Origin of the sequence: Chitinophaga sp. 30R24 (genome assembly GCF_049056765.1) — a bacterium.
GTDB lineage: Bacteria > Bacteroidota > Bacteroidia > Chitinophagales > Chitinophagaceae > Chitinophaga.
The window spans coordinates 170841-196420 of the sequence record NZ_JBJGXX010000006.1 but is presented as its reverse complement, the minus strand read 5'-3'; the positions used below and the strand labels follow the sequence as shown (position 1 = coordinate 196420).

21 protein-coding genes are annotated in these 25580 nt (G+C 45.2%); 6 read left to right on the top strand and 15 right to left on the bottom strand.

Annotated features, from left to right (window positions below):
* Window positions 1-58 precede the first annotated feature (58 nt).
* A complete protein-coding gene (locus ACDQ55_RS15055) occupies window positions 59-1129 on the top strand; it encodes a glycosyltransferase family 2 protein (protein WP_420982232.1) in 1071 nt (356 codons plus the stop codon).
* Here the strand turns inward: ACDQ55_RS15055 and ACDQ55_RS15050 are convergent.
* Entirely contained in the window at window positions 1095-2195 is a 1101-nt protein-coding gene (locus tag ACDQ55_RS15050) for a glycosyltransferase family 4 protein (RefSeq protein WP_420982231.1), read from the bottom strand. The genes ACDQ55_RS15055 and ACDQ55_RS15050 overlap by 35 nt on opposite strands.
* Before the next feature lie 13 nt (window positions 2196-2208).
* Window positions 2209-3381: a glycosyltransferase gene (locus tag ACDQ55_RS15045; RefSeq protein ID WP_420982230.1), complete on the bottom strand. Its 1173-nt coding sequence runs from the start codon at window positions 3379-3381 to the stop codon at window positions 2209-2211.
* Window positions 3382-3727: 346 nt separating this feature from the next.
* On the opposite strand from ACDQ55_RS15045, the gene msrB reads away from it, so the two are divergent.
* From msrB to ACDQ55_RS15030, 3 genes are all read left to right on the top strand, one after another.
* Window positions 3728-4162, top strand: coding sequence for a peptide-methionine (R)-S-oxide reductase MsrB (gene msrB / locus ACDQ55_RS15040; RefSeq protein WP_420982257.1), 435 nt, complete (start codon window positions 3728-3730; stop codon window positions 4160-4162).
* 265 nt (window positions 4163-4427) lie between these two features.
* The gene (locus ACDQ55_RS15035; RefSeq protein WP_420982229.1) at window positions 4428-5180 is read left to right on the top strand and encodes a hypothetical protein; all 753 of its coding nucleotides are present in this window, start codon (window positions 4428-4430) and stop codon (window positions 5178-5180) included.
* A gap of 176 nt (window positions 5181-5356) precedes the next feature.
* The gene (locus ACDQ55_RS15030) at window positions 5357-6211 is read left to right on the top strand and encodes a sugar phosphate isomerase/epimerase family protein (protein ID WP_420982228.1); all 855 of its coding nucleotides are present in this window, start codon (window positions 5357-5359) and stop codon (window positions 6209-6211) included.
* A gap of 135 nt (window positions 6212-6346) precedes the next feature.
* Here ACDQ55_RS15030 and ACDQ55_RS15025 read toward each other — a convergent pair whose 3' ends face one another.
* From ACDQ55_RS15025 to ACDQ55_RS14990, 8 genes are all read right to left on the bottom strand, one after another.
* Window positions 6347-7462: an efflux RND transporter periplasmic adaptor subunit gene (locus tag ACDQ55_RS15025; RefSeq protein ID WP_420982227.1), complete on the bottom strand. Its 1116-nt coding sequence runs from the start codon at window positions 7460-7462 to the stop codon at window positions 6347-6349.
* A gap of 43 nt (window positions 7463-7505) precedes the next feature.
* Window positions 7506-10778: an efflux RND transporter permease subunit gene (locus ACDQ55_RS15020; RefSeq protein ID WP_420982226.1), complete on the bottom strand. Its 3273-nt coding sequence runs from the start codon at window positions 10776-10778 to the stop codon at window positions 7506-7508.
* A gap of 69 nt (window positions 10779-10847) precedes the next feature.
* Entirely contained in the window at window positions 10848-12227 is a 1380-nt protein-coding gene (locus ACDQ55_RS15015; protein ID WP_420982225.1) for a TolC family protein, read from the bottom strand.
* A 102-nt stretch (window positions 12228-12329) separates the two neighbouring features.
* Window positions 12330-13667 (bottom strand): sensor histidine kinase, encoded by a 1338-nt coding sequence (locus tag ACDQ55_RS15010; RefSeq protein ID WP_420982224.1) that lies wholly within the window; start codon window positions 13665-13667, stop codon window positions 12330-12332.
* The gene (locus ACDQ55_RS15005) at window positions 13664-14347 is read right to left on the bottom strand and encodes a response regulator transcription factor (protein ID WP_420982223.1); all 684 of its coding nucleotides are present in this window, start codon (window positions 14345-14347) and stop codon (window positions 13664-13666) included. The genes ACDQ55_RS15010 and ACDQ55_RS15005 overlap by 4 nt, the downstream gene beginning before the upstream one ends.
* A gap of 434 nt (window positions 14348-14781) precedes the next feature.
* Window positions 14782-18012 carry a S41 family peptidase gene (locus ACDQ55_RS15000; protein WP_420982222.1) on the bottom strand — a complete coding sequence of 1077 codons (3231 nt, stop codon included), beginning with the start codon at window positions 18010-18012 and terminating at the stop codon, window positions 14782-14784.
* A gap of 398 nt (window positions 18013-18410) precedes the next feature.
* Window positions 18411-19292: an oxidoreductase gene (locus tag ACDQ55_RS14995; RefSeq protein ID WP_420982221.1), complete on the bottom strand. Its 882-nt coding sequence runs from the start codon at window positions 19290-19292 to the stop codon at window positions 18411-18413.
* A 97-nt stretch (window positions 19293-19389) separates the two neighbouring features.
* Window positions 19390-19791 (bottom strand): hypothetical protein, encoded by a 402-nt coding sequence (locus ACDQ55_RS14990; protein WP_420982220.1) that lies wholly within the window; start codon window positions 19789-19791, stop codon window positions 19390-19392.
* Window positions 19792-20065: 274 nt separating this feature from the next.
* On the opposite strand from ACDQ55_RS14990, the gene ACDQ55_RS14985 reads away from it, so the two are divergent.
* Window positions 20066-20911, top strand: coding sequence for a universal stress protein (locus tag ACDQ55_RS14985; protein WP_420982219.1), 846 nt, complete (start codon window positions 20066-20068; stop codon window positions 20909-20911).
* A gap of 35 nt (window positions 20912-20946) precedes the next feature.
* On the opposite strand, the gene ACDQ55_RS14980 is transcribed toward ACDQ55_RS14985, so the two are convergent.
* The 4 genes from ACDQ55_RS14980 to ACDQ55_RS14965 all read right to left on the bottom strand — a co-directional run bounded on the left by ACDQ55_RS14980 (window position 20947) and on the right by ACDQ55_RS14965 (window position 23339).
* On the bottom strand, window positions 20947-21132 hold the full coding sequence (locus tag ACDQ55_RS14980; protein ID WP_420982218.1) for a hypothetical protein: 186 nt from the start codon (window positions 21130-21132) through the stop codon (window positions 20947-20949).
* A 224-nt stretch (window positions 21133-21356) separates the two neighbouring features.
* Complete coding sequence (locus tag ACDQ55_RS14975; RefSeq protein ID WP_420982217.1) at window positions 21357-21905, bottom strand: lipocalin family protein; 549 nt, start codon at window positions 21903-21905, stop codon at window positions 21357-21359.
* Window positions 21906-22116: 211 nt separating this feature from the next.
* Window positions 22117-22338 (bottom strand): hypothetical protein, encoded by a 222-nt coding sequence (locus ACDQ55_RS14970; protein ID WP_420982216.1) that lies wholly within the window; start codon window positions 22336-22338, stop codon window positions 22117-22119.
* 305 nt (window positions 22339-22643) lie between these two features.
* Window positions 22644-23339, bottom strand: coding sequence for an HAD family hydrolase (locus ACDQ55_RS14965; RefSeq protein WP_420982215.1), 696 nt, complete (start codon window positions 23337-23339; stop codon window positions 22644-22646).
* Window positions 23340-23418: 79 nt separating this feature from the next.
* Between ACDQ55_RS14965 and ACDQ55_RS14960 the strand changes: the two genes are divergently transcribed.
* Window positions 23419-24054: a Crp/Fnr family transcriptional regulator gene (locus ACDQ55_RS14960; protein ID WP_420982214.1), complete on the top strand. Its 636-nt coding sequence runs from the start codon at window positions 23419-23421 to the stop codon at window positions 24052-24054.
* Window positions 24055-24093: 39 nt separating this feature from the next.
* Here the strand turns inward: ACDQ55_RS14960 and ACDQ55_RS14955 are convergent, their stop codons facing one another.
* A complete protein-coding gene (locus tag ACDQ55_RS14955; RefSeq protein ID WP_420982213.1) occupies window positions 24094-25497 on the bottom strand; it encodes a hypothetical protein in 1404 nt (467 codons plus the stop codon).
* Window positions 25498-25580: the final 83 nt, after the last annotated feature.

Here is a 25580-nt window from a genome sequence, read left to right as displayed (position 1 = left end):
AAGGCAGCGATAACGCTGCCTTTATTTTGAAGATATAATGGCCATATTGAATTGAGGTATGAAAAACCCGTTAGTAAGTATTATTGTTCCTGTTTATAACCTGGCGCCTTATTTGCCGCATTGCATTGCATCGCTGTTACAACAAACCTATGCCCCGTTGGAAATCATTTTTGTAGATGACGCATCTACCGATGACTCCTTACAGGTGTTAACTGACTATCAGCAAAAACATACGCACATACAAGTTCACACCCAACCCAACGGAGGCCCCGGACCAGCGAGAAACACCGGCCTGGATCATGCCAGCGGCGAATTTGTTTTGTTTGTAGATGGCGACGACTGGATAGCGCCTGAAACAGTGGAAATGTGTATGCAGGAAGCTTTAAAAGAAGCTGCTGATATTGTTTGCTTCGGATTCAGCAAGGTTTGTAAGCCCGGTAATGAGTTGGAAAATATAAAAGTATTACAGGTATTTGAATACTTCCCGGAAAACTTCTCTCGCAGCGATTTTATAGAAAGCTTTTTTAGTGAGGCCACTCATTGGGCAGATAAGCTCAATACCTCCACCTGCGGCAAATTATATAAAAGGAACCTGCTAACCACTCATCAGATCCGCTTTCGGTTACCTATTTTTGAAGATTCCCCTTTTTTCCTGGAAGCTGTTTACCATTCCCGTATAATCCGTTTCATCAGCGGCAGTTATTATCAATATCTGATCCGGGAAAAAACAAACGCTGAGAAATCTATAACAACACAAGCGATATCAACGCATAAGATTGCACACTTCTATGCAGCCGACGAACTGATGAGGAATTTTCTGCAGTCGAAAGGCATTTTCCATCAATACTGCCGTTCCTTTGAACGCTATCATAATACCAGGATATTGCAATATGGCGGCTATTTTGAAACTTATGTAGAAGCCAACGGCCAATGCCAGCAAAATCAGGATATTTTCCTGCAACAGCTCAGGCAACACCGGCATACACTTACCTTATCCCGCAAGGGATTGTACCGGGCTTTCCGTAAAAGGATCGTATTCCTGAATATTGGCAGTGCCATCAACCTGGTAAGCCCGCGGCTAACAAATACTTTTTTCAGGTGGTATGAAAAAACGCTGGCCCCAAAATAGTATCCAGCTTTTTCATATAAGCGTCAATGCCAAATTGCTGCGTTACCCGCTGGTGTAAGGCTTCGGGAGTAACAGACAATCCGGCGTTATCCAATATTTTATTGAAATGCGCTAAAATAGCCGGATCATCATAAGAAATGTCTGGCGGCAACAAGTGCACACCTGGAAACTGGCGGTCCAACAGGTCGCTGATGGCCCCTACCCGGGTACCTATCACCTGGATACCTACCGACATCGCCTCAAGGGTAACCAGCTCAAAACCTTCAAACAGGGAAGGAACAATCAACAGGTCCCCTGCTGCATAAGCTTCTGCTGCGATATTGTCTATGCCCAGGCCTACTTTCACCGTAGTATGAGTAAATGCAGAAAAAAAACTGGTGGCTGGCGTTTCATTACAGGCAATGAGCAATTGCCAGTCTTGTGATTGTTCTATTACCGGGGCCAGCTGTTGCAGGGCAGCTAATCCTTTTTCCTTTACCAAGCGACCTACGTACAACAAAGTACGGCGGCCAGATGCGGGCTTTCGAATGGGATGAAATCGGGCTGTATCTACACAATTGTTTTGTACGATGATCTTATCTGGCCGTAACTGATACCAGGTGATGAGATCCTGTTTTACTTTATCGGATACTGCTACCACCTGTTTGGCCCTGTTACAGGTCTTTTGTTGCAAAGCCGCTATGCGGCTAAGCCGGGGGTCTGTACGGCCATAAGCTACTTCCATGCAATGATAACTACCATGTATAAAGTTAAAATCTGCCGGAAAAAACGGCGTGGATTCCCCCTGTACAATTACCACATAGCGGGTACGCTTATACAACCATAGCCAGGCCGAAGTATATCTTGCCAGGTAAATAGTTCTTCTCTTTCTAAAATGCCGGTACTTGAACAATTGCTGTAAAAGCTTTCCGAAAAAAGTTTGATGCAACAGAAATTCCTCATCGATAACACGGGAGTCGATCCCACGGCTACGAAAATATTCATCCAGATAATATACCACCCTTTCCACCCCGCCGGCCTGGGTTTTCCCATTAAATGAGATCTGTATTGCTTGCTTGGATTTCATGTTGGCCATACTGTTACCGGATACCCAGTGCTTTGTCAAGTTTCTGGTAAGCTCCTGTGATGGAAAAATGTTGATGAAAAGAAGCCAGGCTTTGCGCACTCACGGTTTCATAAAAGCTCCTGTCTTCCAACAAACGTATAATATTCGCAGCAAACTCTTTGGGATCATTGGCACATAAACAGCCATTGTTGGTTTTATCCGGCAAACCATCCAATCCACGGTCTGTACAAACAACCGGTAAGCCATGCGACATCGCCTCCACCACTTTTACCTTTACCCCGGTACCGGTGAGCATAGGACAAATGGCAATGCTCGCCTGCAGGTAATATTCATCCAGGTCATCTGCAAAAGCAATGCGGGTCACATTCTTGTACTCCTCACTGATATGCCCGGTAATAGGCCCAATGGCACAGATCTTTAAAGATGCTGGCAATAGAGGGTATACTTCCCTGAAAAACCAGGCTGAAGAGATTAGATTATGCGGATTATCTGTAGCTACATATACCAGGTCGTAAGTTTTTTCTCCCAGTGGCTGCACCTTAGGAGGCGGCGCCATCATCATCGGGATATGTTTTACTTTGCCTTTCAGAAATTGGCTAAAAAAGTAGGTTTCCTCCGGGGAAATCGCCCATACCTGATCAAATTGGGCCACCCTTCTCAGCTCATCCCCCAGCGCTACTCCTCTGTCAAAGCCGATATCATTCTGATGCTGGGAGGCCAGCAAATCGTGGGTATCTATAATAGTGACAGATTTTCCAACATGCGGGTTATCCAGGATAAGGTCTGCCCAATAGGCATAGCTGATAATAATATAATCGTAGGTTTGTTGTTGCAGGAGGTCGTCGAAATGCTTACGCAGGTTCCAGGTAGTGTGATTAGGAATAGAACCTGGCACCAGCTTAAGCTTACGTTCGAAGAGGATGTGCCATAATTTATAGGAAAAAAAGTATTTCACCGGATTTTTCTTTACCGGTTTGCGTTGCATCACCCATATATTTTCTGCCAATCCACTGTTCTCAAAAGCTTTAACACTTTCCGGGGTGTATTGGCCCCAAACCAACTTGGTAATAAAATCCACTTTAAAGTCACGTGCTTTAAAATATTTAAGCAGATTTAATGCGCGCGTCCGGCTTCCACTGTTCCTTTCTACTGGATTTAACGGAAAGAAATAAAGTATCCTTTTCAATTGTTGAGCTTATTTTTTACGAAGCTGCAAAATTACAGCATTTTAACATAAAAAGCAGCCAACAGCAAACCATGAGCAACAGTTTACAGAAAAATAGCAGGCCCGGCGCCAGGCAAAAGACCAACGTTTTCCGGAAAGGGCCTTCCGTATACGTATCTTGTATCGCTAGCGGCAGGAATAACGTAATTTTTCCCGTACTTGTAAGGTTTGGGGAGATAAGGCGTCTAATTCATTAAATACCGGGATAAAGCGGTAAATTTAGCAGATGAGAGTATTATATCTTTTAACGCTGTTACTGGTTACACAGATTGCCTGCCATAGCCAGAACAGCAGTAAACAGCCTACGATGAATAATCCTTATTATTCCAGGACGGATACGCATACCCTTCATGTGACCAATGCCGAATGGAAGAAAATATTACCGCCAGAATTATACGCCGTGGCAAGGGAAAACGCTACAGAACGGGCTTTTACGGGTAAATACTGGGATGCCGACGCCAAAGGCACCTATTATTGCGCTGTATGCGGTAATCCTTTGTTCCGGTCGGACGCCAAATTTGCCAGTACCTGCGGCTGGCCAAGTTTTTTTGAGCCAACAAGGGCCAACAGTGTCCTGTATAAGGAAGACAACTCCTATGGCATGCATCGGACGGAAGTGATCTGCGCCCGCTGCGGTTCACACCTGGGGCATATCTTCGACGATGGCCCTCCTCCTACCCACAAGCGGTATTGTATGAACTCTGTATCATTGGATTTTGAACCAGATTCCGGCGCCCGATAAAGGCGCCGGCTTCGTATCCCTTCCGTTTCAGTACCGCTACCGCCGGTAATCAGATGAGCTGAATTTCAACACGATAATCTATATTATTTTTCTTATGAAAAAGTAAAAAAAATGACTATAGATAATCATCAAACTACCAATAGAAAACACCCAGGCGATAGCATCTGAATAAAATATTTTTCCAGACCTTACAACTGATGGTTAAATTAATTGTTTTAGGATGTTACATCCCTGGGAATGCTTTTTATATAAAAAAATTAAGACAATGGGGCATCGTGTTTATTTGATTAAAAGCAACGAAGTAACATCTGCCGTTTTATTTGAGGCAAATAATATCCTTCCTTTTTTCTGGCTGACATTAATACGGGAAAAAGATCTGGATGATGTAGAACTAGCCATGCGGGAAGCTTACCAACACATGAGCACCAACACCGGCGCCCCGGAAACCGCCCGCATCCGTGTTGCTAAACAAGTCGCTATCACCAACGGCCAGGCAACTTATCCCTTTATGGAAGAAAACTTCCCGGATAGATTACAACTATACCGTGACTTTATCGGGTACCTGGACAAAAACATCGCAGAAAACGAAGTATTAATACTGGATACCTTCGCCCTTTCTGCCATAGAAGGCATAGATCCACTTATCCATTTTCTGAAAGAAGAACTTAACGCCCTGGACATGTTTGACGGGGAAAAAATGAGCGATTATTTCAATGATGGAGATATTACTACCCTTACCGGGCATGGCGCTTTTCCCGGCGAAAATGCTGCCACCTACGCCGTGGCCTACAAATCCATTCCTCCCGAATTACCGGACGGCGAAGAATTACGGGCTGTAAACAAAACCTCACTGCCAGCTGCAATCAGCGTAATTGTGGCCGGCGCCATTTTGTTATATGTGCCTTATAAAGGCTATCTGAAAGAAGGCATTACACTGGCCATGGCCTTCTGCGGACTGATAGCCTTGATAGTGCTAATCATGGGCTGCCGCAGGCTGCTGGCGGCAATCCGGAAATAAACGGCCAGCTATATCAAAAATATGTTCCCCTGGAAACTCCGCAGGCCCTGCAGTTGACGTAAATGCCACCGCTGGCAAAAAATATATAGAAAATAAAAAAAATTTAAAGATATTACCCTGCTTACCGGATGCCCGGGAGCACCGTCATTACTGCAACCACGTAAATAAACAACCATATGTCATCAAGAAGGAATTTTCTGTTACACACCGCTATGGGTATGGCAGCCACCACCATATCCCCTTTCAACCTGCTAGCCCGGAATAGCCATTATAACGATCACACCCCTACGCTACCGGATGAGGCCATCGGCATAGCCGGCTACACCTTTGCTAAATTCGACCTGGATCAGGCTATTGCTATCATGAACCGGGTGAACATAAAAAACATCTCTGTAAAAGATATTCACCTCCCTCTCAACAGTAGCCAGGAGAAAATACAGGAAGTATTGGGTAAATTTTCTGCCGCAGGCATAAAAGTATATGCGGTAGGCGTTATCTATATGAAAACGAAACAAGCCGTAGACGAAGCTTTTGAATATGCCAAGCGTGTAGGCGTTCCATTGATAGTGGGCGTTCCCAACCCGGAACTGCTGGACTATACAGAAGAAAAGATAAAAACTTACAATATCCGCCTGGCAGTGCATAACCATGGCCCGGAAGACGCCCTCTACCCCGGTCCTAAAAACGCATACGACCTGATTAAAAACCGCGATGCACGGATGGGCATCTGCCTGGACATTGGCCATGCTATCCGCGCCGGCGAAAATCCGGCCAAAGCCATTCTTGCCTATAAAGACCGGATCTTTGACCTTCATATTAAAGATGTAACTAAAGCCGAAAAAGATGGCAAAGCCATAGAAATAGGCAGGGGCGTTATCAACTTCAAACAACTGATCAGCGCATTGGATAAGATCAAATATAGCGGCATTTGCAGCATAGAATTTGAAAAAGACATGAATGACCCATTACCTGGCATCGCAGAATCTACCGGCTTTTTCAGAGGTGTAATCAATACCCTGCACCGGGAGTAAACTTTGCATACCCATATTGCCAGGAAACACTAAAGCCGCCCCTGTTAATATCGGACGGCTTTAGTTATTATCTTAAATGTAAAAGGCTTACCACAGAATTTAAAGATAGCATGCTGAATAATCGCTGATATCTACCTAATGCAGTTTTACGGCAGGCACGCTCACATCATCCCTTACCTCTTCGCTCACAGTGGTGATCAGGGTATCGCCGGCATTCAATGGCCCGAATACTTCCGTTTGCCCCTCTCCACTTCCGCCGGTAGTAATAGGTACCCATTTGGTTTTCCCGTTCTGTACCTTTACTACGTATATGCCTTTGGTAGAATTGAGCACAGCGCTGGAAGGCACTAAAAAGTTATTGGTAGTGCTGTTCAACGGCACCACTACTTCCGCCACCATACCAGGTAACAGGATTTTATCGTTGTTGATGACATCTACTTCTGTATGCTGTGAACGGAGCATGATGTCTAACGCGCCAGCCAGGCGAACCACCCTTCCTTTGAACTCACGGTTGTTGAGCGAACGCACCTTGAAAGTAACTTCGCTATGGTTGTGGAGGTAACTGGTATAAGCTTCCGGTACACTTACCACCAGCCTTAGTCTCTTTTGTTCCTGCAAGGTAAAAATGGGCAGTTCAGAGCCTTTACCGGCAGGTCCTACGTATGCGCCGGCACTCACATTACGGGCGGAGATCACACCGGAAAAAGGCGCACGTACTTCCAGGTAGTTACGGGTATCCTGTATTTCGCGCCAGGCAGCTTTAGCGGCATCCAACTGCGCCAGATCAGATTTCTGCCGGGCATTGGAGATGTCGAGGTCATTCTGGGAAACAGTTCCCGGTGTTTTGCTGGTTTCTAGCAGGCGGTCGTAAGTAGCCTTACTGGATACGTATATGGCTTCCTGTGATTTCAACCGGGATTCAGCGCCATGCAACTGCGCAGTTAATTCTGGTGCTTCCATCACGGCCAGCAGCTGACCCATTTTTACTTCGCTGCCTACGTCTACATTCAGTTTCTTCACAAAGCTGCTCACTTTAGCGTATAGGTCTACCTGTTGGAAAGCGATCAGCTCACCAGGTATTTGTATAGAGGAGGATAAACTACCTTTTTCCAGGATGAATGCCGGCAGTGCAGGAGCTGCTTCCGCAGCAGTGGTTGTTCCTTTATGGCCGCCGGAGCCACAACTCTGCAGACCTGCAATGATAATCATCGCAAACAATAAAGGAAAAGAGATACGAAAACCGCTATTCATAAAATGTATTTTAATAAAATCAGATGTTGTTGATAATACTATATTATTTTTTATCATCTTCAGGAATGTAGTGAATACTTTCTTCATCCCTCGGATCCAGGGATACGCTTTGTGTACTTGTTTTCTGCTGTCCCCAGGCGAAGGTCAGCGGCAAAATAAACAAGGCCGCGAAGGTAGAGGCGATCAAACCACCCACTACAGCCCTACCCAATGGAGACGACTGGTCGCCAGCTTCTCCGAAGCCGCTGGCCATTGGGATCATCCCTACCACCATGGCCAAGGCAGTCATCAGAATAGGACGCATACGCAAAGCTGCCGCCTCTCTGGCAGACAATAACGCATCGCCATTATGCTTACGGATCTGCTCTGCATTGGTGATGAGCAATACCGCATTGGAGATAGATACCCCTACCGACATGATCATCCCCATATAGGACTGCAGATTCAATGTAGAATGGCACAGCATCAATAAAGTAAGTGAACCTAACAATACTGCCGGAACGGTAGCCAACACAATCGCCGACACCTTAAAGGATTGGAAGTTCGCAGCCAACATCAGGAAGATCACTACAATAGCCACCAGCAAACCGGATTGCAGGCTATCCAGTGTATCCGTAAGCGTGCTGCTCAAACCAATCAGCTCTGCACTTAATCCACGGGGCAGCTTACCCAGGTTAGCAATTGCCTTTTTTACATCTACCGAAGCCCCACCCAAATCTTTATTATACAGGTTAGCCGTTACCGTGATCATGGGCATCGCACCCAGGTCATCAATTTCGCCATAAGTGGTATCGTTAGTGAGGGTAGCCACATCTCCCAGCACAGGACGGGTAGCATTCCTTAACAACGGGATCTCAGCTATCTGGTTTCTACTGTTCATTTTATTTTCCGGCACTTCCACCTGTACGTTATAACTGTTGCCGTTTACTTCATCCACCCAGATATTTTTTTCCGTTAAACGGGAAGAAGAGGTGGAAGCAGTCAGGGAACGGGCCACATCCCCCATATCCACTCCCAGCTGTGCAGCCCTGATACGGTCGATATTAATATCTATCGCCGGGTATTGGGTCGACTGTCCTAACTGCACATCACGTAAGTAGCCAATCTTTTCCAATTCAGTGACCATTTTCCTGGCATACAGTTCGTTCATTTTCTTATCACGGCTGGAGAACCTTACTTCTACCGGCGTAGGAGAGCCCTGACTCAGGATTTTATCCGTGAGCTCTATCGGTTCAAAAGATAATTTCATGACGGGGTCAATGGATTTCGCCTTTTCCCGGATTTTATCCTTCAGGTTATCGAGGTTCACTTTATAGTCTTCTTTTAAGGCTACCTGTAATACAGATTCCTGCGGACCTGCCATCCAGAGGAAGATAGGATTGATGGAAAACTGTTGCGGGTGAGTGCCTACGAAAGCGGAAGTGATAGCTACATTTTCCTTACCCACAATATCACTGATCCCCTGGGTAAGCTTAATAGTTTCCGCCTCTGTATTCTCTATACGGGTACCATCGGGCAGCCTCATTCTGATCTGGAACTGGCCACCGTTCACCTTGGGCAATACATCACGGCCAATAGCGGAAAACAACAACACCACAGCACCCCCTACTATCACGAAGTAGGCAATCACAATAGGCTTGCGGTAAGGCATTATACGGGCTATAAAACGGAGATAGCGGTTACGGAAACGTTCGAAGCGGCTCTGCTTTCCAGTACGGTCGCTGTCGGCCTGCTGTAACAATACTTCCTTCTGGTCCCAGGTATTTTTTTCACCGGCCAAACCGGAAGCGGCAAATTCTTCTGCATCCGACATGTCGGAACCATCCGCTCTTTTGTGATGCTTTACTTTCATGATCCAGTTAGCCATTACCGGTACAAAGGTTTGGGCCAGCAGGTAAGAAACCACCATAGCAAAACCGATGGCCAATGCCAGTGGCAAAAACAGTGAACCGGGGATACCTCCCATGGTAAATGCCGGTGCAAACACTGCCAGGATACAAAACAGGATAAGCAATTTAGGGAACGCTATTTCCACACAGGCATCCCAGATGGCCAGCGGCTTGGGCTTATGCATATCCAGATGCTGGTGTATATTTTCAATGGTCACTGTACTTTCATCTACCAGGATACCAATAGCCAGCGCCAAACCACTGAGGGTCATGATATTAATAGTTTGCCCGAACAGGCTAAGGAAAAGTACCGCGGAAATGATACAGGTAGGAATGGTCATGATCACGATCGAGGCGCCTCTGGGGTCGCCCAGGAACAGCAACACCATCAAACCGGTAAGCACCGCGCCAATGGCGCCTTCTGAGAGCAGGCTCTTTACGGAGTTAATCACGTAGGTAGACTGGTCAAATTCGTAGCTCAGCTTTACATCGTCAGGCAATTGCGCCTGCATGGTAGGCAGCGCTTTTTTGAGGCGCTGCACCACTTCCCAGGTAGATGCATCCGCACTTTTCGCTATGCTGAGATAAACAGAACGGCGGCCATTTACAAGGGCATAGCCCGCGGTAATATCCGCGCCGTCTTCTACGGTAGCTACGTCGCGGAGGTATAAGTTCTGTACGCCTCCTTTGAACAAGGGTATATTTTCGAAATCCTTTACTGTACGAATAGTGGTGTTAGCGGGCGTTATATAGTTATCGTTGCCGATACGCACGTTACCGGAAGGAGCAGTTTGATTGTTGAGGCGCATGGCTTCCACCATTTGGTCTGGCGTGAGGTTATGCTGACGGAGCAGCACCGGATCGGCTTTGATCACCACGGTACGGATGTTCCCTCCAAAAGGCGGAGAGGCAACCAAACCAGGAATAGAGGTAAAAGACGAACGTACATATACGTTGGCCATATCCAGCAACTCATTATTGTTCCGTTTATCGCTGCTGAGTACGAGTTCTCCTACCGGCAAGGTAGACGCATCAAAACGGATGATGAAAGGCGGATTGGAACCAGGAGGAAAGGCGGCCTGTATCCTGTTGGAAAAGGAGCTCACCTCTGCGGCAGCCTGGGCCATATTGGTACCCGGGTAGAAGTTGATCTTCATCAGGGTAAGACCCTGTATATTTTTGGTTTCAATGCTTCTAACCCCATTAACGAACAGGAATATATTAATATACTGTTTAGCAAAATAAGCCTCCATCTGGGCGGGCGTATACCCACCAAAAGGGTGCGATACATAAAGTACCGGCATATCCAGTTTAGGAAAGATATCGATCTTGATTGTACTCACCGCTTTAACTCCAAAGAAGAACAAAGCAGCTACCAGTACCAGGATGGTAATAGGTCTCCTTAATGCAAAACTGATTAAATTCATAATAATGAAGTATTGATAGATAAAACCACCATCATTGTTAGTTTCCGTTTAACTATAGCGATGGCACTACTATTCGAAAAGGCTGAAATCACCTATTGCAGCGGCTTTTAGTAACAAAGCCTGCCATACATTGGTATAGGCAATGTCCCTGTCTGTTTCTGCCCGGATCAGTGCATACAATGCCTGGGTAACATCTACCAGGTTGGTAAGTCCGTTGCGGTACAATACCGTTTTCTGTAAATAGGCGTCCGATGCTGCCTTCACCTGTACCGGCACTTCACGGTAATTATCTAGTGCGTTCTTTATTTTGGTATCAGAGAGGTCTAATTGCGCGAGGATTTCCTGATCGGCCAGCTCATATTCATATTGCAATCCCTGGCTGATCTTTTGTTGCGATCTTACCTGGCGGGAGATGCGGAAAGGCTGCGTAATATTCCAGCTAACGCCTACCCCAAATAAGAAGTTGCCGATATTGGGCTTCACACCATTCCAGTAACCGTGGGTAAAATCTGTTTGATCTGTTGAATACCCCGCACCAAAGCCCGACCCTCTGGTCTGTAAAACACCTACTAGTGTAAACGTAGGGTAATAAAGGGTTTTATAATATTTAGTGGTTTCATCGCTCACGCTAATGCGGCTTTTGTACCATTGTAACACCGGGTGTTTATCTGGCGAAAAAGGCTCCGATGGAATAGCCGGGATACGTGTCACATAAATTGAATCCAGCAAAAAAGGCTGCGGAGGAATACCCAGCAACTGCGCCAACTGATTACCTTGTTGCTGTTCAAAGTCGATAGCATTGGTAAGGGCTATTTTGGCGCTGGAGTATTCTGCATTGGCTTGTGAGGAATCCACACCTGCAATCAAGCCATTTCTTACCCTGGTAATTACTACCATACGGATAGTATCTGCCCGGTCCAGGTTTTCCCGGTAAGAACGGGTCAGCTGTTGGGCAGCTACCAGGTTTAAATAAGCGGACGCCACTTTTATTTTATGCTTAAAAATCTCTTGCCGCCAATCTTTATCGTCTTGTGTAGCGGTTGCTACAGCGGTCTTCACTCTTTCCTTTGCCCGTCCGAAAGCGAAGAAATCCCAGTTGATATTAGTCAGGTACAATGCGCCAAAAGCGGCGTTCCAGTTCTGATGGTTCAACGGTAGCCCGGAAGAAGCCACTGCTAAGCCTCCAAAGCCATAGAGCGGGCCAATCTGACTATTTACAGTACCATAATCCTGTTCTAAAGAGAGGTTGAAATTGGGTAGATAATCGCGTTTGGCCTGGGACACCAGATCACGGGCTGCGGCAGCATAACTGGCTTTGGCCCGGATAGTCCCGTAATTCGCTACAGCCGTATCAATGGCCTGTTTTAGGGTAAAAACCTGTTGTGCGTATAGGTTGCTGTTTGATAGGAATGGCAATAACACTAACAGCAAGGATTTCTTACTCCACATAAATGGTTCTTTTTTACAACTAAAATGTCTTAGAGCTTCAATCACAAAGAGACAGTCACATTTTGAAGGAACTTTGAAGGCAAATAAAAGTTCGACTTATCTTCAAAAAGAAAAATATGGCTGTGCAACAGTATTCCCCACCGGCTTTATATCCGGCAGGTTAAACGGCATGGCATCACTTTTATAAAAATATACTTGCAAAATATGCCATCCACTTTCATATACATACGTCACGGCATAGTTGTTCACTTCACAGATCTGTTTTACAATTGCCAGGCCGAGTCCTATACTGTCGTTACATTGGTTGCTTTTCTTAAAACGGCGGAACATTTCATGTGTAGGCATTACCGGTGGTAACCCGGTATTGCTGATGCGTAAAAACCTATTGGTCAGCTCCATACGGATCTGTCCTCCCTCCTGGTTATGCCGGATCGCATTACTCAGCAAATTGCTGATCAGCACTTCTGCCAGGGCAGGATGTATATGTAGTGGAATATGCTTATCCAATGAGGTGGTTAACGCAATTTCCTTCATCATGATCCAGTCTTCATAGGTAGCAATCACCGTTCTGACTACCGTGCAAAACCTGATGCTGTCTTTTGCTTTATATTCCTGGTTTTCCAACTTGGTGAGCAAGATCAGGGAGCGGTTAATATGGGATAATTTTTCTATCGCATTCTGCATGTCGCCAATCAGGGCGGCCTGCGTGCTGTTAATATTGGTTTCAGACAAAAGCTCCAGTTTACTCCGCATCACCGCCAATGGTGTTTGCAGCTCATGGGAAGCATTTTCACTAAACTCCTTGACTGCCGCATAGTCTTCCTTTACCCCTTCAGTCATTTTTAGTAGAAATGCATTCAATTCCTTAAATTCTTTAGTACTGGTAGGGGGAAACTGCACATGGTCTTGTTTTTTAAGGTCAAAATGCTTGATCACCTTCATGGTATGGTGAAAAGGAGACAAAATAACCCTGGAAAGCAAACGGGCAGTAAAAGCCACAGCCAACACTATCAACAGCATTTTCCAGACAACGGCACCTAGCATACCCCGGAATATTTCTTCAGAGTTGATTACAAAATTGTAAGAGGAAATACGGTATTGCTGGTTGCCCACCTGATAGAAGGAGCTAACCGTAATGCGGCATTCCTTCTCCGCTGTAAGGTCATCTGCCACACAGTCTTCTTTCTTTACCTGCACCTTTTCACCCGGCAAGGAGCCGGGATAGAGACTGATTTCTATGGGCCTGCCATGGGTGTAATGGTCTGTCCGCTCTCCTGCCATGAGCTGCATTGCCACCCGGTCGTTCACCTCCTTCATCCGCTCAATTTCTGCCGCATCCAGATGCTTTTTAATGTTATTACGGGAGATCAACATAGCAACCGGGGTTACCAGGAATACGATACCGATAAACCAAAGGGTTATCTTATTCAGTAGCTTCATGATTTGGAAGTATTAAACTTATAGCCTAAGCCATACACCGTTTCTATATAGTCTGTACCTGCTGCTGCACCGATCTTCTTCCTTAGGTTTTTTACATGTTGGTAAACGAAATCAAAATTAGCCAGGTTATCGGTATAATCTCCCCAGAGGTGGGCGGCAATAGACTGCTTGGAGAGTACACGATTTTTATTCACCACGAAATACAACAATAAATCAAATTCTTTACGGGTAACATCTAACAAAACACTGTGCACGCGGGCCTCGATGGTGTCGGTATTCAGTTCTATTTCGTTGAAGCCCACCAGGTTAGTTCCGTCCAGCTTTTTGCGGCGGTAAATAGCCCGGAGACGGGCGTGTAGTTCCGGCAAGTGGAAAGGTTTGGTCACATAATCATCTGCTCCTCCCTCTAAACCGTTTACTTTATCATCCAAGGCGTCTTTTGCCGATATAATCAGGATACCGCTACTGATGTTTTCCTTACGGATAAACTTGAGCAAGTCCAGACCATTGCCATCTGGCAGCATAATATCCAGGAGGATACAATCGTAGGCAAAAAGCGATAGCTTTTCCCTGGCCGACTCAAAGTCGTATACCGGTTCACAAACATACCTTTCACCGTTGAGATAGTCTGAAATACCACTGGACAGTTCCCGATTGTCTTCTACGATCAAAACTTTCATATGTATGCGTATGGGGGAATATAAAGTTAACGTGATTAAATGATTTATCTGATACCCCTCTGATACCAGAGTGATATTAACAGATGATTTTGAAGTGAACTTGAAGTTAGGGAGATAACTTTTTGCAATATCGTTTTCATTTAATCAAAATTCGTATCTCTTTGCGGCCATTAGCGTACATGGTTACACACTACAAAGCCGACCAAACCAGATCTGGTAATGGGAAAGGGAAAAAAGGTGGGCACGGCCCATCAGCTGGAAAACGGGGAGATGATGTAGAACCATAAATAATAAAAGGATACCTTTCTGCAACAAGGAAGAAGTATCAAAAGTAAATCAGGGCCTGCAATTACCTATAGGTATCCTAATAAAAGCGGCTGTCTCCTTCTGCAAATAGAGGAAACAGCCGCTTTGTTAATTGATCCTACTTGTGATTACCTGATCTCCTGTAACATTTCTTTCACCGCTGCTTCCAGCTGGGCATCTTTACCTTTCAAGAATTCTCCGTAAGGCAATGGCACTCGGATATCTGGTTCTATCTGTAAATTTTCAGTAGGACGGCCTTCTTTGCCAATTGTACCTACCATTGGGATACCAAATACCAAACTGGGATCTATCTGGGTTTCCCACCATACAGCCGTGCCTGTACCCGGTACTGGCATACCTATCAGCTTACCAAGATGTCCTTGTTTATAGATGTAAGGGAAGATAAAGGCATCGCTGTAGTTACCTTCGCTGATCAACACACAGCTAGGCTCTTGCCATTGTGTGCCGGGCTCTCCTCCCTTCAACCTTTCACCCTGTGGAGCAAATTCTAGGTACTTTTTACCGCTAAGGAAATTATACAGGTCATCATGCAACCATCCGCCACCATTAAAGCGGGTATCTACAATTAATGCTTTCTTATCCCTGCTCGTTCCCATTACTTCTTCGTATACAGAACGGTAGCTGGCATCGTTCATGCCTTGTACATGCACATAGCCTACTTTCCCGTTACTGAGCTTGTCTACCATGGCGCGCATAGCGTTCACCCAACGTTTATACATGAGGGTACCTTCCTCGCCAGCGGTAATAGGCTTCACCGTTTCTTCCCAGCGGGCCTTCGTAGCCGGATCGTATATCGTTACCAATACATTATCACCTGCTTTACGGTTCAACAAGCTGGCCCAATCCGCTTTAGCTGTAACCGGAATACCATCTATCTGTTCAATGATATCGCCCTTTTTCAGTTTGCTGGCAGCCTTATTAAAAGGACCTCCTGCAATAATCTCGTCGACTTTGATACCATCGCCGGCAGCTGCCTCATCGTACAGCAGGCCAAGGGAAGCAGTAACGTCGCCATTCTGCAGCTGCGGAGAATAACGGCCACCGGTATGGGAACCATTCAATTCTCCTAACAGCTCACTCAGCAGCTCTTCGAAATCATAATTATTACTGATATGCGGCAGGAAGCGTGCGTAATTATCACCATACATTTTCCAATCCATATTACGGAGGGTAGGATCATAGAATTTCCCTTTCACCTGTTTCCATGCATGCCAGAAAATATATTTGCGTTCCTCTTCTTGATTGAGGGAAAGTTCTGTGCTAATAGACACCGGTGTGATCTTACCACTGCTGGCATCCACTTTCACTACGCTGCCCCGGTTGCTCACAAAAAGGGTATTACCGTCTTTGCTAAGTGCAATGTCACCGGGAGTACCGCCCAGTTTAGCCAATATCTTCGTTTCTCCGGTTCTGGGTTCTGTTACCCAGAGATCATACCCTTTCTCAAAAGCGGCCATATAATAAAGCTTAGACGCATCTTTACTTATTACATAATCGCTGATTGAAGCACTGTTGATCGTTAAGCGTACCTTCCTGTTTTCCAGGTTGCTGAAATCTGGCTGGAAGCCTTTTTTCGTATCGGCAGAATCTTTTGCTTTCAGTGTGGAGTCTTTCGCTGCTTTACCACCAGTCGCTTCCTGTTCTTTCAGGAGGTTGAATTCGTCTTTCGAAAGCTTATACCGGTCGAAAGCTGCCTGGTCGAAAAATACCGCATAGATATCCACTTCCCTGCTGCCTTGTTTAGCCAACGACTTGCGGCCTTCACGGCTGCTGGCCCAGGTCAGCATTTTGCCATCGGCAGACCACTTGCTGTTGTTTTCCCCAAATCCGCTGTTCACCGGATAGATGATTTCCCCTTTTCCATCAGTAGCTATCAACGCAGCATTTTTGTTATTGAAATATCCTTGCTGGTCGTCTGTTACAATCCATTTGCCATCAGGGCTCCAGTCAAAGCTCCAGTCGCCATCGGAATAGGAGTGATTATGACCGGCAGGCAGCAGGGTACGGCTTTTACCGGAAGCGATGTTAAAGATTTTCAGCACATTGCGGTTCTCTACATAAGCGATCTCCTTGCCATCAGGCGAGAATACCGGCTGAAACTCTTCCGCCCCGGTGGCAATTACCGGTTCTTCCTTTAACAGGGTAGCAGCAAAAAAATATGGTTCTTCTTTACGTACTTTGGTGGTCTGGTAAATATCCCAGCTGCCGTTGCGCTCTGCGGCATAGATCAGACGTTTGCCATCTGGCGACCATTGTACCATCCTTTCCTGCTGGGGCGTATTGGTAATCCTTTTGGTGGTATTGCCTTCCACACTGGTTACAAATACCTCTCCCCGGGCAATAAAGGCCATTTCCTTTCCATCTGGGCTCATGGCAAATTGAGTGGTATTGCCATTTACCGGTATATTCTTTACCACTCCGGCCCTACCGTCGTTAAATATTTTCACGTTGAGCTTACGGGGCTGTTCCCCTTCTTTCAGCGTATATATCTCACCGTTATAGGTAAAGCAAAAGGTGTTATTATCTGTTTTAGACAGGTTACGCACCGGATGTTGGGTAAAGTGCGTAAGCTGCTTCATGCTGGCCTTATCTGTTTGCGAAGCAGCAAACAGGTTCTGGGAAATACCATCTTTCTCACTCAGATAATATACCTGGTCGCCATTGCCAAATACCGGCTCCCTGTCTTCTCCTTCAAATCCAGAAACCTTTTCGTAGCTGCCTTTCGCCACATCCAATACCCAGATATCCCGGGTAACAGCAGATACGTGATGCTTACGCATCGGATCTTCATACCCCTTCCTATCCTGAAAAATAATTTTATCACCGGCTTTATTATAGTGTGCTACATCGGCGCCAGCTGCACTAACCAATACCGCACGGCCACCGGTTACCGGTACCGTATACAGGTTCCTGAACAACTTATTAGGAAACCTTATACTAGCTGCAGGCGCATTCCGGGCGCTTCCGAAGAGCACCTCTTTATTATCTGCCGTAAAATCGTAAGGAAAGTCTCCGGCACTGTTAGTGGTTAATCTAACCGGGGCGCCACCCCCAGCGGGCATTACAAATACATCGAAATTTCCATAGCGGTCGCTCGCAAACGCAATGTATTTTCCATCATGACTCCATACCGGCATCATATCATGCGCTTCATGGATCGTAAGTGGCACAGCCACCCCACCTTGGGCGTCTACCCGGTAAATATCTCCCTTATATCCGAACGCGATAGTATTTCCATCAGGAGAAATAACCGGATTTCTCAGCCATAAGGCATTTTCCTGGGCATAGGAGGTAACAGCCATTAATGTGACTGCACACCCGAATAATAATTTCTTCATAAGCGATTTTACATCAGTTATTATTACACAGCAAAAAAGCTGGGCTCGTAAAATAAAAAAACAACGCTTTAATTCAAACCAAAAGTGGATAAACGGGCTATGACCATTTTATATGGATCAAGCCGGTGCATTGTCATCCGGGTATCAGCAATTAGCTGCTGGCCGGTGTACAAGGCCCTAAAAGGTACGGAACCCATTGATGCAGGGGAATGAAGCAGGAATATACGAGTATAGGGGCGTAAAAAGCGGGCGTATCAAAAAACAATACGCCCGCTTTTATTCGGGTACCTGATGGAGACAAATGGGCCGTTTAAGCGATGCTCATAGACTCCATTTATTTTTGATCCTCAGATAATTCTTCTTAAAACTTTTGGCTACTGGGTAGCTAAAGCTTTAAGCTATTTCTTTGCGCCAAATTTTTGTGCCGCTTCAGAATTGAGGAAATCTACAGCATCATCATGGTCTGTGGACAAACTTACCGGCAACCATTTCTCCAGGTCTGCAGTTCTTGCAGCGTCAGCTTGTTGCACAAAGCCTACAGCTTCGCTACCTAATAGCAAGTGTATTGGTGGAGCGGGATCATAGGCCAAATCCACCATTACTTTGGCAGCTTTGTCCGGATCGCCCACGGGCACATACTGGTCGCTTTTCAGAAAGCCGATGACCCAATCGACCGTAGTTTCATAGCCTTCCACATGAGGGGCAAAGGTCATAGATGCACCTCCCCAGTCGGTGCGAAAACCACCTGGTTCTACAGCTGTTACAAAGATGCCCAGTGGCGCCACTTCGCGGGCCAAAGCTTCTGAGAAGCCACCCAAACCAAATTTTGCCGCCTGGTAGATAGTCAATCCGGCATTACCTACCCTGCCGCCTACAGAGCTGATCTGCAAGATACGGCCGGAGCGTTGCTGACGCATATGAGGCAATACGGCACGGGTAATTTCAATTGGCGCATAGAGGTTTGTTTCCAACTGGCTACGCACTTGCTCTTCTGTAAAAGCTTCTGTAGCGCCGGTAATGCCAAATCCGGCATTGTTTACCAACACGTCTATCCTGCCAAAATGCTTGACTGCGGCTGCTACTGCAACAGCAATCTGTGCATTGTCTGTTACATCCAGGGCTACCGGATATATCTGATCCGGGTATTTTGCTACCAGATCATTCAATTGCTCCGGATGCCTGGCCGTTGCCACTACCTGGTCGCCTTTCGCCAGTACTGCCGCTGTAAGGCTACGCCCTAACCCACGGGAACTTCCTGTGATAAACCAAACTTTTGCCATAATTATGAATTTTGATTTAGACAAAGGTCGTAGGTATTGGGTTGCGGGACTTTGTTACACAGCTCAAATATGATTTACTGAGCAGCTCAACTGCTTTTTATTTCAGCTCGCGCACAGTAATTCTTTCTTCTTCTCCCATCATCCAGGAATCACCTTTTACCGTCACTTTATCACCTGTGTTCAGGGTTTTGTATTGAGCAGGGTCTTTCAGGTTAGCGCGACTGATCGTAGCGGCATAGGTATGGCCATCTTCTCCCTCAATTTTTGCGGTGTAGCCATCTTTTCCATTTTCAATTTCTTTCACCTTTCCGGTAATTTCTTTTTCGTTGGTAGCAGCAGTATCAGCTACTACTGCGGTGGTATCTGTTACCGTAACGGGTGTTTCCTGCACTGCAGAAGTACTGTCTTTTGTTTCCTGGTGGGAAGCAGATTGCTGACAAGCATTCAATGACAAAGCTGCTAACAACATGGCTCCTGGAATTACTACTGTGGTTTTCATTATGTATGTACAGTTTAGGTGATTAAAGGGGCCAAGTTCACAAAATTTCTACAAATGCCAACGATCTCCACAAAAAATTATTACGAAATGATGTCGGTCAATGCCGGATAAGCCTGCTTCGACTGCCTATTTTAACTGATGTTCACATACGAGCACAAATGCGCGTAACATCCAATATCTGACAGATTTTGGTGAACATAAGCCTTATTAAATTGTTTACGCTTACTGACAGGTATCTTACGCAAGCGTTCATCTATCAAAACTTTCTTTGCATATGGAAACCATGCTTATATTAACCGATTTCTCAGAAAGTGCTTTACGGGCCGCCGAATATGGGGCCGAGTTGGCAGGCCCACTGAAAGTAAAACGTATTTTATTATACCATGCTTACCAATCCGTTTTCCCTGGCACTGATTTACCGGAAAGCACTACCGTGAGTGCAAAGCAACTTTACCTGAACAGTATGCAAAACCTGTCGCGGCTGCACGACCTGCTCACCACCTTTATTACACCAGCGCAGCCTATCACCATTGAAACACTGGCGGAAGATGCATCTTTATCTGCACGCATTAACCATTTATGTAAAAAGGAGCATGTGGATATTATCGTAATGGGAGTATCCGGCAGATCTGGCCTAGAAAAACTATTATTGGGTAATACTACCTCAATGATGATCGGGGAAAGCAAAGTACCGGTGTTGATTGTTCCTAAGGATATTATCATTGGCAAAGGGGTGAAAAATATTGTTTTTGCCACTGATTTGAAAGACAATTCCGTTATACCTATGCATGGATTATATGAGTTTCTGGATGCGTTCCCTGGAAAAGTAAGGGTAGTAAATGTAGCTCCGGGCACCCCCGAAACCTATTCTGCCGATGCCCGGGAAAACATCGCAGAGCTACGTAATATCTTCGAAAGATACGATCCTGCTTTTGACTATATCAACGAACGCAATGTAGTAAGTGGCATTTTATCTTATGCTAAAGACCACGACGCTTCCCTGATTATGGTAGTACCGCTTAAACACGGTTTTTTCGCAGATGTTTTCCGGGAAGGCATTGCCAAGAAGCTGGCTTACAATTCATCTGTACCATTATTGTCGTTGCCACCCACACATTAGCCAACAGTAGCAACACGTATGCACATCGCTATTGCTCAGGCATCGTCATTAGTATTTTTAATGAGTCCGATACCAGAGGCGAAAAAGATCAGACCAATGCCGCCTACCACTATCAGTTCACGCCAATGCATATCCTGTTTTACAAAACCATAACCGCCATAAATAAGACCAACAATACCCAGCACGGTTAAAACAGTGCCGAAAACTCTTTTTACATTCATAATATGACTGCTTATTTCAATCTGTCAAACAATATTTATGCCGCCAGCTGTCTGTATTAGGGTGTAACGATTCATTAATACTAATTTACTTAGTACCCCTATCAATAAAAAAGCCCCGAAAAACCACTACAGCATGGCTCTCAAGGCTTTTTTACATTATTCAATTTGCTTTCTGCAACAAAAATACTAATTAATTTAGTATTTCCTAATACTTATTTCATTTTTTATGAATAATATTGATCATGCCGGGTCCAAACAAGTGCGGGGGTATTATACCCCAACTGCTTTGCTTTTGTCAGAAAACGTGCTTTAATGTCGGCGGGGATACTGGGTGTGCGGGAAAGTATCCACATGTAATCCAAGCTGTTACCTACTACCAATGCATGCCGGTAATGTTCATCGATATCTATAATGCTGTACCCTGCATAAAAGGGACCAAAGAAAGAAACTTTCAACCGTCCCTGATCCGTATGTTTTACAAATCTGGCTTTGCCGGTAACCTCTTTCCAGGCTTGCCTTTCCATATTAAAACCTTTGTTGACTACCTTTATGTTACCATGGTTATCCAGCGAATAGGTAGCGGAAACATTTGTAAGATTTCTTTCAAACCGGTAGTTCATTCTGGCTATTTCGAACCAGGTGCCGAGGTATTTCCGCACATCAAAGGGAGACACAGCCCTGGCGCCTTTAGGAATGGTTACTTTGCAATTGCTGTACAGGATAATACCCACAGCCGCTGCTGCCGCAATCGCAAACAATTTTTTGTTATTCATGTCGCTGATTTTAGTGATTACATGCAAGATGCAGTTCCACAAATACTCTGCCCCGAAAGCGCCCGGCATTTTCAGGCACTATCCCCTACTATAGTGTTGCCTTTACGCTACAAAAGGAGGTTAACGGGTTACATTGTTCAGCTTGTCTGATGCTTTTGTACTGCACCTGTAGAGATAATACAAAATGATTGTTGCGATTGTTTAAAGGCATTCACCGCTCTTCGGGCAATGCGTCTTTCAACGCAAAATATACTTCATCAAAAACAGCCAACATCATTTCACGGTCGGCATTACTGAAAGAATTGTCTTTTAATTTTCTGTAGAAAGTAGGCTTGCTCCAACTGCATTCTTCGCAGACCCTGTCTCTGAAATTGACCGAAACGGCAATTAATAATTTGTGAACGTTTAACAGGAAGTTTTTCGCGTTACTCATAGTTTTTTAAAGATTTATGGTTAAAAAAAAGAGAAACAATTTCACGCGATGGAAGCTATTGTCGATAGATGAAGCAAAGGTACGGCTTCTATTAGTTTTTCAATATTTTCATACAAAATAAAATAATTCCGGCGTTGGGCATATATAGCAATACAAATACTTTCAGCTATCCTGAAACGGGCAGCTATGCGTATACGATAACGCTGTAAGCTGATACAGGGCAATAATGGGATGAGCGTAGGAAAACAGCAAAGCAGCGGAAGAAATGAACATGATTTCTTTCGCCCTGATAGCTATCCTCAATGTTATACAACGAGGTGCTGCAATATATCTGCAATGGTGTTCATCTGATAAAAACGGGGCCCTTCTACATGATGATCAATACGTTCATGCAGCCAGGTAGTATGATATGGAATATGCACCGCATGGCCTCCAATAGCCAGTACTGGCAATACATCTGATTTCAGGGAATTACCGAGCATCAGAAATTCTTCCGGGCGGCAATCAAGACGGCGTAACAACCTTTCGTAGTCGCGTTCTTTTTTATCGCTCATGATCTCAATGTGATGAAAGTACCGCTCCAATCCTGATTTTTTCAGTTTGCGTTCCTGGTCTAGCAGATCGCCTTTAGTAGCTACAACCAAACGATACTTGCCGAACAATGTTTTCAGCACATCTTCTACCCCGTCGAGCAACTCTATGGGCTTATTCAGCATTTCCTGACCATATTGTATCACCTTATGGAATATTTCCGGGTTGGCGGTATTTTCGGATACCCGCAATACGGTTTCTAACATACTGAGTATATAGGCTTTAATGCCATAACCGTAAAGCTCCAGATTAGCCATTTCTGTTTTAAACAGTTCTTGCGAGATGGTATGCTGAGGCAGGTAATCTTCTAACAAACCACAAAAGCGGGTTTCTGTTTCCTGAAAATAAGGTTCATTTACCCAAAGTGTGTCATCTGCATCAAATGCTATGACGTTGATTTGACCGATCATTGTTATTTTTACATTTTTCCGGCGGTAAAATAATAGCCATTTTAAAATTTAACGGGACAAATGTCCCACCCTCAATCGTATGTTACGCACCAATCCCGGGTTCACTGCCTTCATGGAGCAGTACACTGCAGAAAAAGGCATTACCCTGAAAGTTTTTGCGCCCGGCGCACGGATGATCCGGCAGGGAGATACCATTAGCCAGGCATATATTATCCATGAAGGTATTGCTAAATGTTATATTTCGGAAGATAACGGTAAGGACTATATTTTCGAGTTCCTGGGCAAGGGAGAGGTTACCGGCGACCTGGAAGCAATCAGGAAAGATAAATGCTTATGCAATGTAGAAGCCATTACAGCAGTAACGGCCTATAGTATACCGCATCCGCTCTTCATGGAGCTGGTGCAGCATAACCCGGTATTCAATGCCTTATTACTGGAGGAGCTGGCCATCCGCATACAGCAAACTTGCCGGCGGGTATCTTACCAGCAGTTATACCCGGTAGAATATGCGTTGTTACGTTTGTTGGCCCTGGGAGCCGATCAACATATTTCGCTGCCCAAAAAAGACATGGCTGCCTACCTGGGCATTTCTTTAAGAAGTTTTAACCGCACGGTGAAAGAACTACGGGAAAAAGACATCCTGGATAAAGAAGAATTGAATATAGGATTAAACAGGAAGCAACTAATGGAAATATTACGGCGGTTTGAAGAATAGAAACAGCCGTCTTCCCGCCCGGAAAGACGGCTGCATCAATTATTTCAGCAAACGCCACTCACTCAACTGAAAATCTACACTGCCATTGTTGGCTGTTACATACAAGGCATAGTATTTATAAGCCGTAGTATTGGAAATAGTATACTGGGTAGTTTGGTTCCGGGAAGCAAAAGATTGATTGGTCCGGGTATCCAGTACTGTCCAGTTGTTACCATCGTTAGAGCCTTTCAGCTGCCAGCTTTTAGGATCGCGGTCTGCCGCATCGTTACCGGAAGTAAGGGTATACGATTTTACTACCTGACCGCTGGTAAACAGCAGCTGCATCCAGAAATTGGTAGGAAAGCCACCTACGAACAACTTACTGCCATATACATTGTCTGTCAGTTTTAAGGAGCCTTCTGTTGCAGAAGCGCCGCCACTGTTATCTTTGCTTACAGTAATAGTACCTGAATTGGTAATATCATTAGTAGGATAGGTAATAGCAGAGAAATCAGATTTGGCCTGTTTCAGTTGGGCAGTCCAGTCGTTGCCGCTTTCATCTTTGTTACCAAAAGCATTCAACGCCAACAGTTTCAGATCAGTGTTGGCAGCACCGCTCCAATAATGTACAAATTCACCGAAGTTCATACCACGGGTATATTCCGGATAAGTAGCAATCCCATTGTTATAGGTGCCTTTAGGAAAATACTGTGCCAGTAAAGAGAAGAATTTATTGAGCGTAGCAGCCCCTCCATAGTTATGATATACTGGATAGAACCAATCCCGGAACCAATAAGTATTAGCACGGGGAAAATTATCTGTTTGGGTGATCTTCATATTATACCAGCGGGTAACGTCGCTGCTACGGCCTAATGCCTGGTATACGTCGTACTGATAGATCTCCATCCATTTACTATCATGCCAGATGCCGAAAGCAGGAGAACTATGTACGCCTTTGGAAGCGCCTTCCACGATATGTCCTACTTCATGGGTAGTAAGATCAATATCATTGCCGGTACCACTAATCCAGGCATTAGGATCGGCGGAACCTACATCAATTACATTGTGATAGTCATGGCTGGCATCCATATAAGTAGATGGATGTCCGCCGGAATATTTTCCTGCATGCAATATCACATACAGGCGGGAATCTTCCCCAAAAGCGCTGTAGGTGCTTTTAGTATAGTTCCATACCTGTGCGAGGTAAGTAAAAGGCCAGGTAATGCTGCTGTTTACATCCTTGTCGAAGTACACGGCTACACTGGTATCATAAAATACGCGGTTCAGCAATTGGTTATGCTCAAACCAATGCTCCTGCCAGGTGGCGGGCGGGAGAGTTACCACCTGGAATTTTTGTCCCTTTGCGGAAATAGGTTGGAGATCACTGTCAGGATGACCTTTTTTCTCGCATCCTGAAAGTACGCTCAGCCCAATAATGGCTGCAGCAAACAATGCAACTTTCATACGTCTTTTTTTAATTTGATTATTAAAAAGGGAATCTGTGGGCTTTCATAATTAAAAATAAATACTGCGACAGAGCAGCGCTA

Coding starts and splice junctions, on each gene's coding strand:
- ACDQ55_RS15005 (WP_420982223.1), bottom strand. CDS start 14,347: ATGAAAGTTTTGATCGTAGAAGACAATCGGGAACTGTCCAGTGGTATT.
- ACDQ55_RS14975 (WP_420982217.1), bottom strand. CDS start 21,905: ATGAATAACAAAAAATTGTTTGCGATTGCGGCAGCAGCGGCTGTGGGT.
- ACDQ55_RS14985 (WP_420982219.1), top strand. CDS start 20,066: ATGGAAACCATGCTTATATTAACCGATTTCTCAGAAAGTGCTTTACGG.
- ACDQ55_RS15030 (WP_420982228.1), top strand. CDS start 5,357: ATGTCATCAAGAAGGAATTTTCTGTTACACACCGCTATGGGTATGGCA.
- ACDQ55_RS14990 (WP_420982220.1), bottom strand. CDS start 19,791: ATGAAAACCACAGTAGTAATTCCAGGAGCCATGTTGTTAGCAGCTTTG.
- ACDQ55_RS15025 (WP_420982227.1), bottom strand. CDS start 7,462: ATGAATAGCGGTTTTCGTATCTCTTTTCCTTTATTGTTTGCGATGATT.
- ACDQ55_RS14955 (WP_420982213.1), bottom strand. CDS start 25,497: ATGAAAGTTGCATTGTTTGCTGCAGCCATTATTGGGCTGAGCGTACTT.
- msrB (WP_420982257.1), top strand. CDS start 3,728: ATGAATAATCCTTATTATTCCAGGACGGATACGCATACCCTTCATGTG.
- ACDQ55_RS15010 (WP_420982224.1), bottom strand. CDS start 13,667: ATGAAGCTACTGAATAAGATAACCCTTTGGTTTATCGGTATCGTATTC.
- ACDQ55_RS15020 (WP_420982226.1), bottom strand. CDS start 10,778: ATGAATTTAATCAGTTTTGCATTAAGGAGACCTATTACCATCCTGGTA.
- ACDQ55_RS14970 (WP_420982216.1), bottom strand. CDS start 22,338: ATGAGTAACGCGAAAAACTTCCTGTTAAACGTTCACAAATTATTAATT.
- ACDQ55_RS15055 (WP_420982232.1), top strand. CDS start 59: ATGAAAAACCCGTTAGTAAGTATTATTGTTCCTGTTTATAACCTGGCG.
- ACDQ55_RS15035 (WP_420982229.1), top strand. CDS start 4,428: ATGGGGCATCGTGTTTATTTGATTAAAAGCAACGAAGTAACATCTGCC.
- ACDQ55_RS14995 (WP_420982221.1), bottom strand. CDS start 19,292: ATGGCAAAAGTTTGGTTTATCACAGGAAGTTCCCGTGGGTTAGGGCGT.
- ACDQ55_RS14965 (WP_420982215.1), bottom strand. CDS start 23,339: ATGATCGGTCAAATCAACGTCATAGCATTTGATGCAGATGACACACTT.
- ACDQ55_RS14960 (WP_420982214.1), top strand. CDS start 23,419: ATGTTACGCACCAATCCCGGGTTCACTGCCTTCATGGAGCAGTACACT.
- ACDQ55_RS14980 (WP_420982218.1), bottom strand. CDS start 21,132: ATGAATGTAAAAAGAGTTTTCGGCACTGTTTTAACCGTGCTGGGTATT.
- ACDQ55_RS15000 (WP_420982222.1), bottom strand. CDS start 18,012: ATGAAGAAATTATTATTCGGGTGTGCAGTCACATTAATGGCTGTTACC.
- ACDQ55_RS15050 (WP_420982231.1), bottom strand. CDS start 2,195: ATGAAATCCAAGCAAGCAATACAGATCTCATTTAATGGGAAAACCCAG.
- ACDQ55_RS15015 (WP_420982225.1), bottom strand. CDS start 12,227: ATGTGGAGTAAGAAATCCTTGCTGTTAGTGTTATTGCCATTCCTATCA.